13 protein-coding genes are annotated in these 13,324 nt (G+C 58.8%); 7 read left to right on the top strand and 6 right to left on the bottom strand.

Annotated features, from left to right (window positions below):
• The first annotated feature begins 40 nt into the window (after positions 1-40).
• From P5689_RS14075 to P5689_RS14065, 3 genes are read left to right on the top strand one after another with little or no spacing between them, the layout of a single operon-like run.
• Positions 41-1,672 carry a CTP synthase gene (locus P5689_RS14075; RefSeq protein ID WP_023977381.1) on the top strand — a complete coding sequence of 544 codons (1,632 nt, stop codon included), beginning with the start codon at positions 41-43 and terminating at the stop codon, positions 1,670-1,672.
• Complete coding sequence (kdsA, locus tag P5689_RS14070) at positions 1,669-2,496, top strand: 3-deoxy-8-phosphooctulonate synthase (protein WP_062164444.1); 828 nt, start codon at positions 1,669-1,671, stop codon at positions 2,494-2,496. Before P5689_RS14075 ends, kdsA begins: the two co-directional genes overlap by 4 nt.
• The gene (locus tag P5689_RS14065) at positions 2,486-2,959 is read left to right on the top strand and encodes an OsmC family protein (protein WP_122039365.1); all 474 of its coding nucleotides are present in this window, start codon (positions 2,486-2,488) and stop codon (positions 2,957-2,959) included. The genes kdsA and P5689_RS14065 overlap by 11 nt, the downstream gene beginning before the upstream one ends.
• Here the strand turns inward: P5689_RS14065 and P5689_RS14060 are convergent.
• Positions 2,947-3,435: a DUF3429 domain-containing protein gene (locus tag P5689_RS14060; RefSeq protein WP_285533621.1), complete on the bottom strand. Its 489-nt coding sequence runs from the start codon at positions 3,433-3,435 to the stop codon at positions 2,947-2,949. The genes P5689_RS14065 and P5689_RS14060 overlap by 13 nt on opposite strands.
• 100 nt (positions 3,436-3,535) lie before the next feature.
• On the opposite strand from P5689_RS14060, the gene eno reads away from it, so the two are divergent.
• Both eno and P5689_RS14050 read left to right on the top strand, forming a co-directional pair.
• On the top strand, positions 3,536-4,816 hold the full coding sequence (gene eno / locus P5689_RS14055; protein ID WP_285533619.1) for a phosphopyruvate hydratase: 1,281 nt from the start codon (positions 3,536-3,538) through the stop codon (positions 4,814-4,816).
• 130 nt (positions 4,817-4,946) lie between these two features.
• Positions 4,947-5,276, top strand: coding sequence for a septum formation initiator family protein (locus P5689_RS14050; protein WP_062164442.1), 330 nt, complete (start codon positions 4,947-4,949; stop codon positions 5,274-5,276).
• 394 nt (positions 5,277-5,670) lie between these two features.
• Here the strand turns inward: P5689_RS14050 and rpmG are convergent, their stop codons facing one another.
• Positions 5,671-5,838 (bottom strand): 50S ribosomal protein L33, encoded by a 168-nt coding sequence (gene rpmG, locus P5689_RS14045; RefSeq protein ID WP_023977387.1) that lies wholly within the window; start codon positions 5,836-5,838, stop codon positions 5,671-5,673.
• Positions 5,839-6,074: 236 nt separating this feature from the next.
• Between rpmG and lexA the strand changes: the two genes are divergently transcribed.
• Positions 6,075-6,794: a transcriptional repressor LexA gene (lexA, locus tag P5689_RS14040; protein WP_285533616.1), complete on the top strand. Its 720-nt coding sequence runs from the start codon at positions 6,075-6,077 to the stop codon at positions 6,792-6,794.
• A 960-nt stretch (positions 6,795-7,754) separates the two neighbouring features.
• Here the strand turns inward: lexA and P5689_RS14035 are convergent.
• The 4 genes from P5689_RS14035 to P5689_RS14020 form a co-directional block, all read right to left on the bottom strand.
• Positions 7,755-8,279: a hypothetical protein gene (locus tag P5689_RS14035; protein ID WP_235075364.1), complete on the bottom strand. Its 525-nt coding sequence runs from the start codon at positions 8,277-8,279 to the stop codon at positions 7,755-7,757.
• Between the two features lie 120 nt (positions 8,280-8,399).
• Positions 8,400-9,005, bottom strand: a complete 606-nt coding sequence (pgsA, locus tag P5689_RS14030; RefSeq protein ID WP_023977390.1) for a CDP-diacylglycerol--glycerol-3-phosphate 3-phosphatidyltransferase — start codon at positions 9,003-9,005, stop codon at positions 8,400-8,402.
• Positions 9,006-9,105: 100 nt separating this feature from the next.
• On the bottom strand, positions 9,106-11,013 hold the full coding sequence (uvrC, locus tag P5689_RS14025) for an excinuclease ABC subunit UvrC (RefSeq protein WP_285533615.1): 1,908 nt from the start codon (positions 11,011-11,013) through the stop codon (positions 9,106-9,108).
• Positions 11,014-11,311: 298 nt separating this feature from the next.
• The gene (locus P5689_RS14020; protein WP_285533614.1) at positions 11,312-12,301 is read right to left on the bottom strand and encodes a dipeptidase; all 990 of its coding nucleotides are present in this window, start codon (positions 12,299-12,301) and stop codon (positions 11,312-11,314) included.
• Between the two features lie 78 nt (positions 12,302-12,379).
• Between P5689_RS14020 and P5689_RS14015 the strand changes: the two genes are divergently transcribed.
• Positions 12,380-13,183, top strand: a complete 804-nt coding sequence (locus P5689_RS14015) for an exodeoxyribonuclease III (protein ID WP_285533613.1) — start codon at positions 12,380-12,382, stop codon at positions 13,181-13,183.
• Positions 13,184-13,324: the final 141 nt, after the last annotated feature.

Here is a 13,324-nt window from a genome sequence, read left to right as displayed (position 1 = left end):
TCGTTCCCTCGGAACACGATCCGGTGTAGGAGAGCCTTCCATGACTCGGTTCGTATTCATCACCGGTGGCGTGGTTTCCTCTCTCGGCAAGGGCATCGCTTCTGCGGCTCTTGCGGCTCTCCTCCAGGCGCGCGGCTACAAGGTCCGCATGCGCAAGCTCGACCCCTATCTCAATGTGGATCCGGGGACCATGAGCCCCTATCAGCATGGCGAAGTGTTCGTAACCGATGACGGGGCCGAGACCGATCTCGACCTCGGCCATTACGAGCGTTTCACCGGGGTTCATGCCCGAAAGGCCGATAACGCCACGACGGGACGCATCTACTCTGAAGTGATTGCCCGTGAACGACGTGGCGATTATCTCGGCGCGACCGTGCAGGTCATTCCCCATATCACAGACGCCATCAAGGAAGCCGTCGTGGCTGGCACCGATGGCTATGATTTCGTGCTGGTCGAAATCGGCGGCACTGTGGGCGATATCGAAAGCCTGCCGTTCCTCGAATCGATCCGTCAGCTGCGCAACGATCTGGGCCCGGCGCACACCATGTGCGTGCATCTCACCCTCCTGCCCTACATCCCCGCAGCCGGTGAACTGAAAACGAAGCCGACCCAGCATTCGGTCAAGGAACTGCAGAATGTCGGCATTCAGCCGCAGATGCTCATCTGCCGTTCGGACCGCGCGATCCCGACCAATGAACGTCGCAAGATCGCCAGCTTCTGTAATGTGCGTCCCGAGGCCGTGATTGCCGCGCTGGACGTCGACACCATCTATGCCTGCCCGATTTCCTACCACAAGGAAGGCATGGACAATGAGGTGCTGCGCTATTTCGGCCTGCCTGTGGATGGCGAGCCCGATCTGAGCCGCTGGACCAAAATTGTCGAAACGCTGCGTCATCCCGATGGCGAGGTCCGTATCGCCGTGGTTGGCAAGTACACTGCGCTTCTCGACAGCTACAAATCGCTCATCGAAGCACTCCTGCATGGTGGCATTGCCAACAGCGTCAAGGTCCGCCTCGAATGGGTCGAATCCGAGACGTTCGAAAAGAATCCCGAATCGATCGCAGCGCTCGGTCGGGTCGACGGCATTCTTGTGCCGGGCGGATTTGGCGAGCGTGGCTCCGAAGGCAAGATCGAGGCTGTGCGCTATGCCCGTGAAAACGGCGTGCCCTTCCTTGGTATCTGCTTCGGTATGCAGATGGCCGTTATCGAGTGCGCCCGCTCCCTAGCTGGTCTCGACAAAGCCTCTTCCACGGAGTTCGGCCCGACCGATGAGCCGCTGGTTGGTCTCATGACCGAATGGGCACGTGGCAACGAGATGCTGCGCCGCCGTGAGCATGGCGAAATGGGTGGCACGATGCGCCTTGGCGCCTACCCGGCCAAGCTCAAGCCCGGTTCACGCGCTGCCGAGATCTATGGCACGACCGAAGTGCGTGAACGGCATCGTCACCGCTACGAGGTGAACGTGCACTATCGTCAGCAGCTCGAAGCCACTGGCCTCGTATTCTCGGGTATGTCACCCGATGATGTTCTGCCGGAAGTGGTCGAATATCCGGATCACCCGTGGTTCGTGGGCGTGCAGTATCACCCGGAATACATGTCCAAGCCTTTCGCTCCGCATCCGCTCTTCGCCGGCTTCATCGAGGCTGCCGTCAAGAAGGCTCGCCTCGCATGAATGATATCACCCTTGGTTCGCTCACCATTGGCAACAAGCAGCCCTTCACGCTGATTGCAGGCCCCTGCCAGATCGAATCCCGCGCTCATGCACGCGACATGGCGGCCGGTCTTGCCGAGATCTGTGGCGATCTTGGCATCGGCTGGATCTACAAGAGCTCGTTCGACAAGGCTAACCGGACTTCTCTCAAGGCGCAAAGAGGGATCGGCCTTGCCGAAGGGCTCGATATTCTGGCGGGTATCCGTGAGGAATTCGGCTGTCCGGTACTGACCGACGTGCATGGCGCGGAACAGTGCAAGCCTGCTGCCGAAGCTGTCGATGTGCTGCAGATCCCTGCCTTTCTGTGCCGTCAGACCGATCTGCTGCTTGCGGCTGGCGAGACCGGTCGGGCCATCAATGTCAAGAAAGGGCAGTTTCTCGCCCCCTGGGACATGGCCAACGTTGCTGCCAAGATCGCGTCGACTGGCAATGAGAAGATCATGCTATGCGATCGCGGCACGAGCTTTGGCTATAATACGCTGGTAAGCGACATGCGCGGCCTGCCGATCATGGCCTCGACCGGCTATCCGGTTGTTTTCGATGCCACCCACTCTGTTCAGCAGCCGGGCGGCCTTGGCGGTGCATCAGGTGGGCAACGTGAATTCGTGCCTCCCCTCGCCCGCGCCGCCGTGGCTATCGGTGTTGCCGCCGTGTTTATCGAAACGCATGAGAACCCCGACCAGGCGCCAAGCGACGGCCCAAACATGGTGCCGCTTTCCGAGATGCGCGAACTCCTGAAAACGCTTCAGGCTTTCGACAGGCTTGCTAAGTCCAATGGGTTCTAAGCGACACGTCTATTCGGTTCAGACCGAATGGACCGGCAATCACGGGCTCGGCACGCGCTCATGGCATGTCTACAGCCGCAACCATGACATTGCGGCGGAAGGCAAACCCGTGATTCACGGCTCGGCGGATCCCAGCTTTCATGGTGATCCGACGGGCTGGAATCCCGGTGAACTGCTCCTCGCCTCGCTGAGTGCCTGCCACAAGCTCTGGTATCTCGGTCTTGCTGCAGGTGCCGGCCTTGTCGTGACGGCCTATCGCGACGCCGCCGAAGCCGTGATGATGGAGAACCCGCAAGGGGATGGTGAATTCGAAAGCGCTGTTCTGCGCCCCGTCATCACCCTAGCGAGCGGAAGCTCGGTCGAGCAGGCACAAAGCCTGCACGATCAGGCTCATGCCCATTGCTTCATTGCCCGCTCGGTAAATTTCCCCGTGATCTGCGAGCCTGTCTTTCAGATCGTGTAAGGCTGGAGCGGTGCGCTGAGGCAGGCGGCCAGACAAAGCACCACGACAGCCGTCAGCAGGGCGCGGAACGGGAAGTATCCAGGAGGCAGGGCGCCCTTGCGATAGGCAGCACGCTCGGCCATCAAGACAAGAACAAAGCCGATCATTTCCATCAAGATACCGCCGCGCGGTGCCCAGACGACGCCTGCATAGATGGCGATCCAGCTCCAGAGCGACGGCATGACGCCGAGGAACAGCCTTCGTCGGTTGATCGCTCCCATGCCCTGTGCTGGCATGATGGCGGGCTGCTCAAGGGCCAGCCCCCAGTGAACCGCCCCTAGGAACGACAGGATACAACCGCCATAGGCCAGCATCGCCACGCCAATATGGGTGACTGGCCCCAGACTACCCCAGAACAAGGCCGCCATGGCGAGGGCGATGAATGGCACCAGACCGGCGATACCAAGGAAAATGACGAGCGGTGACAGGGGTCTCACAGAATATCCATCCTCATTTCACATAACGCCAGTTGACAGCGCCGGTGTCTCGACGCCTTGTGATGCCCGAAGTTCGAACGTTCAAACAGGGAGCCCCCAAATGAGCGCCATTATTGATATCATTGCTCGCGAGATTCTGGATAGCCGTGGCAATCCGACTGTCGAAGTCGAGGTTGAACTGTCCTCCGGTGCCAAGGGCCGCGCTGCCGTCCCGTCCGGTGCCTCCACAGGTGCCCATGAGGCCGTCGAGCTGCGTGACGGCGACAAGTCGCGTTTTGGTGGCAAGGGCGTTCTCAAGGCTGCGGCCTTCGCTGAAGGCGAGATCCTTGACGCCCTGCAGGGTGCCGAATCGTCCGATCAGATCGCCATCGACGAAGCCATGATCGAGCTGGACGGCACGCCAAACAAGGCGCGTCTGGGTGCCAACTCGATCCTTGCCGTCTCGCTGGCGACCGCCAAGGCGACCGCGCTTGAGCTGGATATCCCGCTTTATCGCTATGTCGGTGGCGTTTTCGCGCACACCCTGCCCGTGCCGATGATGAACATCGTCAATGGTGGCCAGCATGCCGATAACCCCATCGATATCCAGGAATTCATGATCCAGCCGGTCGGCGCACCGACGATCATGGACGCTGTGCGTATGGGATCGGAAATCTTCGCGCACCTGAAGAAGAACCTGCATGCAGCGGGTCACAACACCAATGTTGGTGACGAAGGCGGCTTTGCTCCGGGTCTGAAGTCGGCAGACGAAGCGCTTGGCTTCATCTCGAAGTCGGTCGAAGGTGCTGGTTACCGCCTCGGTGAAGACGTAACCTTCGCGCTCGATTGTGCCGCCACCGAATTCTATCGCGATGGCCGCTACAAGATGGACGGCGAAGGCCGCGATCTCGACTCTTCGGGCATGATCGACTACCTGGCCGATCTCGCTGCACGCTATCCGATCGTTTCGATCGAAGACGGCCTTGCAGAAGACGACTGGGAAGGCTGGGCAGAGCTGACAGCAAAGCTTGGCCACAAGCTGCAGCTCGTCGGGGACGATCTGTTCGTGACCAACACCGAGCGTCTGGTGCGTGGCATCGAGAGCAACACAGCCAACGCGCTGCTGGTGAAGGTCAACCAGATCGGCACGCTGACCGAAACGCTCCGCGCCATGGAAACCGCACATCGCGCCGGCTACAAGTGCGTCATGAGCCATCGCTCGGGTGAGACCGAAGATTCGATCATCGCTGATCTCGCCGTGGCGACCAATTGCGGTCAGATCAAGACGGGCTCGCTGTCACGCTCGGATCGTACGGCAAAGTACAATCAGCTGATCCGCATTGAAAACGAGCTGGCAACCGCCGCCCGTTACGCAGGCCGCTCAATCCTCCCGCGCGCCTGAGCCTTTTTGCACTACGTAAGCATGGGGGAGAGAGTCATTCTCTCCCTCATTGCGTTTACTTGATTGTCAGCGATCGTAAGCTGAGGTTAGTCTAGCTCAGGCTGGTTGTTACTGGATTGATGGAGTTCCCGTGCAGATCGTTCGTGCTATCCGTCGTTTTGTACGTGCCGTTGTCCCTCCGGCTCTGTTTCTCGGTCTCACAGCCTATTTCGGCTGGAACGCGCTTCAGGGCGACCACGGAATCAAGGCCTATCACCAGCAGCTCAAACTGATGGATCAGGCGCTTCAGGCCCAGAAAGATGCGGATGCTGAACAAGCCGTCTGGAAGCGTCGTATCGGCAGCCTGAACGAGCGCGCCCTGGACGCCGATATGCTGGATGAGCGCTCACGCGCCATGCTGAATCTGGCCCGTAATGGCGATACGGTCATTCCGTATGGCCCGCACGAAAAGCTCTACTGAAAACTCCCAGAGACGGGTTTCTCCCGCCGGATCTTTCGTGACTACACGCCGAACAGCGCGGGTTCTGTAACGCTCGCGCCCTCGGGACGAAGTGGCGATACATCTCGGCTCAACCAGCGCCCACGTGCCTGAGTTCAACACGACGGCCTTACCGAACGGCCTGCATGCACTTCTACCGTATCGTTGCCGAAATATGCATCGGCAACCTTGCTCGTAAAAGGGTGCTCTCCAACTTCTCCTTCAAGCTGACGGCCATCAAGCCGGACCAGGCGTCGACTGGGTGAGTCACGGCCCCGCATGAAGTCTGCACCGCCCCTCTCCCCGATCGACAGCGAGCAGGCACAAAAAAAGCGGCCCGAAGGCCGCTTTTCTTTTCCGTCAGCGTCAGCCGATCTTACTTGATCTTGGCTTCGCGGAACGCAACATGCTTGCGGACGACGGGGTCGTACTTGCGCACTTCCATCTTGCCGGTCGCCGAGCGGGCGTTCTTCTTGGTGACGTAGAAATATCCGGTATCCGCGGTCGAAACGAGACGGATCTGGATGACGTTGGTCTTGGCCATTGGGTCCTCGCAAACTGATCTGTCGCTGCGCGCGACATGAACGGCAGCGTTTTCAAGCTGGGCGCATAAATGCTTCTATTACGCCTGCGGGTCAAGTGTTTCCGCTCGAACGGTGGATAATTTTTGATGTTCCGGGGAAAAAATCTTGAAGAGATCGAACCAAGAACTTAATAAGAACATTGTGATTCCGGGCAGTTACGGTCGAGTACCGCCCCCGCCACGGAGAGAGGGACCCCATGCTGACACGCAAGCAACACCAGCTCCTGCTTTATATCGACGGCTATCTCAAGCGGACAGGATTTTCGCCTTCTTTTGACGAAATGAAGGAGGCGCTGGAACTGCGATCCAAATCCGGTATTCATCGGCTGATTTCAGCGCTTGAAGAGCGTGGATTCCTGCGGCGCCATCATCACCGGGCCCGTGCACTTGAAATACTGCGCCTACCGGTCACTGAGGCGCAGCCTGCGACGGCCGTGACGAGTGATACTCCCGTAGAAGCTGGCCCCTTTCCCCGCCTTGCGCATAGCCAGGCCAAGCCGCTGGCCTCGAGCTCGGTTGACTCGCAGAGTTCTGTCGTGGGTGTGCCGCTCTATGGCCGTATCGCCGCCGGCTTGCCAATCGAGGCATTCCGCGATCAGGGAGAGCAGATTGATATCCCCGCGGCGCAACTCACTAACGGGCAGCATTACGCCCTGCATGTGTCAGGTGATTCGATGATCGAGGCTGGCATCCTCGACGGTGATATCGTCATCATTCGCCAGGCCGAAACGGCGGAGAACGGCAAGATCGTTGTGGCGCTGGTGGATAGTCAGGAGGTGACACTCAAACGCCTGCGCCAGAAGGGCCAGTCGATTGCTCTGGAGCCTGCCAATTCCGCCTATGAGACGCAGATATTCCCGCAAAGCCGTGTCCGCATCCAGGGCGTACTGATCGGGCTTTACCGTCAGTACAACTGACCGTTCTCATAACCGCCCGGCCCCTTAGCGATGTCTGCCTTCCGACCCTGACAAGAAAGGGCTTCGGTCCAGGATAAGTGTACATCGCTCCAGACTTCGAACAGAGATATGGCGGGTAATCATGAAGTCTTGCGGGCTCAGGAGGCGTGCATTTGCTGAAGGGCCAGGGTCGCGTCAGGCCTCGTGGGGCAACGCGGGGCGCGCACCGGTGTCGGGGTGGAAGAACTTCGATGCAGAGATCTCTGCCCTCCTGCTGAAGTAAAGCTTTGAGCGTGGCCAGGTGCGCGGAAACTAAGCAGGATATGGCGGCAAGGCCTCTCGCAATAACGTAGGTGCGGCAACTTAACGGGTTCGTCGCAATCTTTCGCTGCGCCATGGAGCGCTTTGTTAGCACCAAGCGCCAGCGCAGCCTTTCGCCACAGTGGATGAAGTTCAGTGTGTCACCGTCAGGCGGAGGCGTACTTCTTTTGATAGTCAGTAGCCTTAGCCCATCAGGGTCCGAGTATTTTACCAGACGTTACCCAGCAAAAAAAACAACGTCTCACCCATCTATTCCGCCGAATTACTTCTGATCGCAGGAAGGGACTCTCGCGAGGAGCTTCCGAGCTTATTGGGCCGAACCATCCGTCTGGCACCCCTACCGCATGCCGCCGCGAAGACTCGGCCCTTCCCAGCATCATGGCCAACCCGAAGTAATACTGAATGGAGAGGCAATTTCTGATCTTTGCGAGTGGTCCGATGTCGCCGTATCGCCCTGTGATTGACGCAGCAGGTTTATGGCCCGCCCCAGTCGTTGAGGTGTCTGATCACTCTCTGAGCCGCGCTGAACTATGCCGGGCGTTCGCAATTGTTGCCGACCGGGGCGCACTCTACAGGCCATAACTCCAGTATGTGGCAACCCTCACTCGACCTGCCCTGTTTCTTACCTGGAGATCACCCAGGGTCAGGCCGATTGTCCGGTCAGTGAGCCGCCTTATCCTTAGTGACGCGCACAGAGCCATCCGGCGATATTAGCGTGCTTGTTCCGTCACCATTCGGGATCACGATGGTGCCGCTATGGCTCGGAGCAAGATATTTGTGAGCATTATCCTCAACCGAGGAAGAGAGCGACGGGCGAGACGCAGAGCGAACGCCATTCACGACGCCATCATGTTCACCCATCTCGATGGTGCCTCCGTCACCGAGCTGGATGCTGCTCCCATTACTCGCACCATGGCTTTTCGTCATGGAGCCGAAGTAGCTGTTGGTGTCTGCCAGAGCATCCCGCAGGCCGTTAGGCGAGGCCTCGACGTCGCGCAAGGTAGGCAAGGGTTGCGGAGCACCGGGCCAGACATTTCCGTTTTCGGGCAGTAGCGGCATCGCCATGTAGGCGTGCCCGCGCACCTTCTCCATATTCTCCGAAATGCCCTCCGGCATGTTTGGATTGGCACCCGGCAAGGTGGCCGTGTCATGGAGGGATTTCCCGAGACCGGAACAGCCACTCAACAAAACTGGGATCGCTAAAAGAGCGGCCTTTCTCATCATCTACTCCAGGGATGTCTTTGCGCCCCTTTTAAGACGCCCCTGACGACAATGCCAGATACAGAACATGTATAGCGCACAATACTAGTGCGTGAGTTTGGCTGAAGAACCGTTTGTGCCGGTTCCAAGCATTTTTGCGAGACCGGTTACCAGATAGCCCCACCCACTCATCACCGTCGGTACCACCGAAACCCAGAGCATCACTGCACCAAGATGAGTAAAGGAAATCGCACCGAGCCCGATCTGTCGAGGCATGACGTCCCCAGCCAGCAGGCAGCCGATCGCGACCATCTGGATGCCTGTTTTCCACTTCGCGAGGCGGGTCGAAGGGAGTGTTGCGCGCTGACTGGCCATGAATTCGCGCAGACCACTTACCATGATCTCCCGCACTAGAATGATAATCGCTGCAAACAAGGCACCGTCCACCAGCCTGCCATACCCCGCCAGAGCGAGCAGCAGGGCCCCCACGAGCAGCTTGTCCGCAATCGGGTCCATCATGCGACCCAGTTCCGACCCCTGTTTCCAGCGACGCGCCAGCATCCCGTCCAAGTAGTCGGTGATGCAAGCCGCGATATACAGCACGCAGGCAATCCCGTCCGTCCAAGCATTATTGAACGCAATCAGGGCGATCAGCACCGGGATCGACGCGATACGCAGCAGGGTCAGGATATTGGGCAGATCTGTCAGCATGAATCTTTCCCGGAGCTGCCTTCAAGTCAGAAAACACATGGAGATGAAATTACGCACCATGATAGGACGCTCATGGTGGTTCTTCATAGCTTCTCGCGCATCATTGCGGGTGAAAAAACTCGTAAATCGTGCGGGCAGTCTCTGAATTGATTCCCGATACCGACACGAGCTCTTCCAGACTGGCGCTACGGACGCCACGCACCGAGCCGAACCGCGTCAGAAGGGCGCGTTTGCGCACGGCACCAACACCCGGCACGCTATCGAGCTCCGACACCTTGATGGCCTTGCTACGCCCTGCCCTGTGCGTTGTGATGGCGAAGCGGTGCGCTTCATCCCGCAGGCGCTGAAGGTAGTAAAGAACCGGATCATTCGGCGGCAACTGGAATGGCGCGCGCCTCTCCTGAAAGAACCACTCACGCCCCGCATCGCGGTCCGGCCCTTTGGCAATGGCCACGATAGGAATATCGCGCACATTCAGATCTTCCAGAACGGCCCGGACAGCATTGAACTGCCCCAGCCCACCATCGATCAGCAGGAGATCAGGCCAGTCTTCCGGGCGGGCCTCCGGTGATTCGGGATCACGTCGGCCAAAGCGCCGCTCCATCACCTCACGCATCATGCCAAAATCGTCACCCGGCGTGACTGGCCCCTTGATGGCAAACTTGCGGTAGGCGCGCTTGACGAACCCTTCCGGCCCGCCCACGACCATAACACCATAAGCATGCTGCCCCATGATGTGTGAGTTATCATAGGTCTCGATCCGCTTCGGCGGCTCTGCCAGCCCGAAGACGCTTGCCACACCATTGAGCAGCTTGCTGACACCAGCGCTCTCTGCCAGTCGCCGCTCGAGTGCTTCGCGGGCATTGGTTTCGGCGTGACGAACCACGTCGCGCCTCTCGCCACGCTGTGGCTGCAACAGTTCCACCTTGCGCCCGCGCTTGAGACTCAGCGCCTCTGAAACAAGGTCGAGCTCCGAAGGGTCGCTGTTGAGCAGGATCTGGGGGGGTGGCGGTTTGTCGTCATAGAACTGCAGCAGGAAGGCTGCGAGAATGTCAGCCGCACTCTCTTCCTCCGCATGATCAGGGAAGAAAGCCCTATTTCCGTTGTTACGGGAATTACGGATGAAGAAAACCTGGATACAGGTCCGTCCCGCCTCCTGCCAGAGCGCGATGATATCAGCATCGCCAATCGAGGCCGGGTTGATGATCCCCGATTCCTGCATGCTGGAGAACCCTCGGATGCGATCACGTATGGCCGCCGCGCGTTCAAATTCGAGCGCCTCAGAGGCTCTTTCCATCTCCTCGACAAGTGTCTTATGCACATCCGTGCTCTTGCCCGAGAGGAATTGTTTCGTCTCATCCACCAGCTCGGCATATTGCCCCGGTGTCACTCTGTCTACACAGGGTGCGGAGCACCGACGAATCTGGAACAGCAGGCAAGGTCGTGTGCGTGACGACAAAACGGCATCGCTGCAGGAACGCAGCAGAAAACTGCGCTGGATCAGGTTCAGCGTCTGATTAACAGCCCAGGCCGAGGCAAACGGCCCCCAATAGGTGGCATTCTTGATCGGGCGGCCACGCTGCTTGGTAATCTGCGGAAATTCATGCCCCTCGGTCAGCATGATCCAGGGATAGGATTTGTCATCGCGCAGGAGGATGTTGAAGCGTGGCTTCATCTTCTTGATGTAGTTGGCCTCAAGAAGCAGCGCCTCGGCCTCGGTGCGCGTCGTCACGATCTCCATCGATCGTGTAAGGCTCACCATGCGGCGCAGCCGCTCCGGCAACTGGTTGAGACGGAGATAGGACGACACACGCTTTTTGAGGCTAAGCGCCTTGCCAACATACAGTACCTCTCCCTTCTCTCCCAGCATGCGATAGACGCCGGGCGTGAACGGGATGGTTTTCAGCGCTTCTCTTATGGCCTCTGCGCCCTCCTTGCGGGTAGGCGGTTCAGTAGTACCAATAGCCTGATCATCACGAACAGAGGGGTCAGTTTGCGTGGTCTTCATGACAGGACACCATTGCCAAGGCTGAACACGAGTTCATCCACGGAACATGTGGATAAGTCTGTGGGGCATCGCGTGACAAATTGATGACGGGCGCAGTTTGGCGCGCTTTGCGACGCTTTGCCTAAATTTTGGGCATTTAATGCTAAGACGTTGAAAAACAACAATTTTGCCTATCCGGATCGAAGAAACAGCGCCAAGACGTTGGAAATACAGGGAGTCAATCCCGGAACTGCCCTGAAAGTGGACAAATTTCCGGGCTGCTTCGGCTAGAACGATCCTGTTTTGTTCGAAGTTGCCTTCAGACCCGTTCGGCTTGCGCGAGAACGCGCAGGAAATTGCCGCCCCATATCTTCGCCAGTTCGGCTTCGCTGAACCCCTGTTCGACCAGCGCCTCGGTCACCGCCGGGGATTGTCCAGCCTCGGCCCAGCCCTGAATGCGTCCGCCACCATCAAAATCGGAGGACACCCCCACATGCTCCACCCCAATCAGATCAGCAACATAGCGCACATGACGCACCAGATCAGCAACACCCGCCTTGCCGGTGGCAGCCGGAACGAGAAACGAGGACATGGCCGTGACTTGGATCACACCACCCGTATCACGCAGCCGCAGAAGCTGCTCGTCATCCAAATTGCGTGGATGGTCGCAAAGGGCGCGGGCACAGGAATGGCTCGCCACGATCGGCACAGCCGAGATATCGGTCGCCTGCATCATGGTCGTCTTTGCCGCATGGGAGACATCCACCACGATCCCATGTGCATTCATTAAGGCAATCGCCTCACGTCCCAGGGGGGAAAGTCCGTGATGAAGGCTCTTGTCATTCCCTAGAGCCGGCAGGGGAATGGCGGCATCCGCCAGATCGTTATGTCCGTTATGGGTGAGCGTCATATAACGTACCCCCAGTGCCGCTAGAGCACTGATCCGGGAGATGTCACCACCCAGCGCATGCCCGTTCTCCACTGCTGGCACGATGGCGACGTTGCCCGAAGAGACAGCGTCCTTGACGGCTGCTGCCGTCCGGCAAACCACGACGCCTGGGCCCGAAAGACCGTTGATCACGCCAAGCATGGCCTGAGCCCGCTCCCAGGCAGCCTGCCGCTCCGCCGGCGCAAGCACAGTCTGCGGAATATAAGCGGCCAGACAGACAGCCTTGAGACCGCCCTCGCGCAGCTTTGGAAGATCGACCTGGCGATCAGGTGACCCGGTGGCGAAATCGCCTCGGTCGGGCCACGGAATATCGATGTGAGAGTCGAGCGTCAGGAGAGAGTTGTGAATCGCAGGTGTCATGCCTGTTTAAATGGTTTATTGCAGCCGCACAGCAAGAGGCTTTGCTGCACTTCCTGCCAAATTGAAGGACACTGCGCCATGCGGCTGATGACGTGGAATATCAATTCGTTGCGCCTGAGACTGCCCGTGCTTCAGCGCCTTGGTGAGGAACAGGCGCCCGATATCATCTGCCTTCAGGAGACAAAGGTCCCCGACGCCTTGTTTCCGGCAGATCCCTTGCGTGAGCTCGGCTACGATCATCAGCATTTCCTGGGCATGAAGGGATATAACGGGGTCGCGATTCTCTCGCGCCATCCCATCAGGCCGATTGAAGCAACGCCCGACTGGTGCGGCAAGAGCGATACACGGCATATCGGTGTCGTCATCGACACCACAACCGGCCCTGTCATGCTCCATGACTTCTATGTCCCGGCGGGCGGTGACATTCCCGACCCAGCGGTCAACGACAAATTTGCCCATAAACTGGCTTTTCTCGATGAGGTGACGGCTTGGTTTCGTGAGAACCCGCCGATACGGTCCATCGTGGTCGGTGACCTGAATATCGCCCCGCTCGAACATGACGTGTGGAGCCACAAGCAGCTTTCGACCGTGGTGAGTCATACGCCACCCGAGATCGAACGGCTCAATGCCTGGGCGGCGACCGGGTTTGTCGATGCCATGAGGCTGGTCGTCCCGCCGCAGGAGAAACTCTATACATGGTGGTCCTATCGCAATCGCGACTGGAAGCTTTCAAACCGGGGGCGGCGCCTCGACCATGTATGGCTGACGCCAGATCTGCAGCCAGCACTCACGAACCTCAACGTGTTGAGAGACGTAAGAGACTGGGACAGCCCGTCGGATCATGTCCCGGTGGTGTTCGATCTCGATCTGTCTGCCGCATGAACCCAGGATAGCCGGTTGGGCCTCTCTCGTGACGGGGCGGCCCCTCGCATCGCACAGTTCGCGCCTCGCCAGAGCGTTAAACAAAAACCCCGGCCTTTGCAGGACCGGGGTTTTGAATCGCGTGTTATGCAGACAGGACTC

This window comes from Asaia sp. HumB, from assembly GCF_030263835.1.
Taxonomy (GTDB): Bacteria; Pseudomonadota; Alphaproteobacteria; order Acetobacterales; family Acetobacteraceae; genus Asaia; species Asaia bogorensis.
This window is presented reverse-complemented; position numbering and strand designations above follow the sequence as displayed.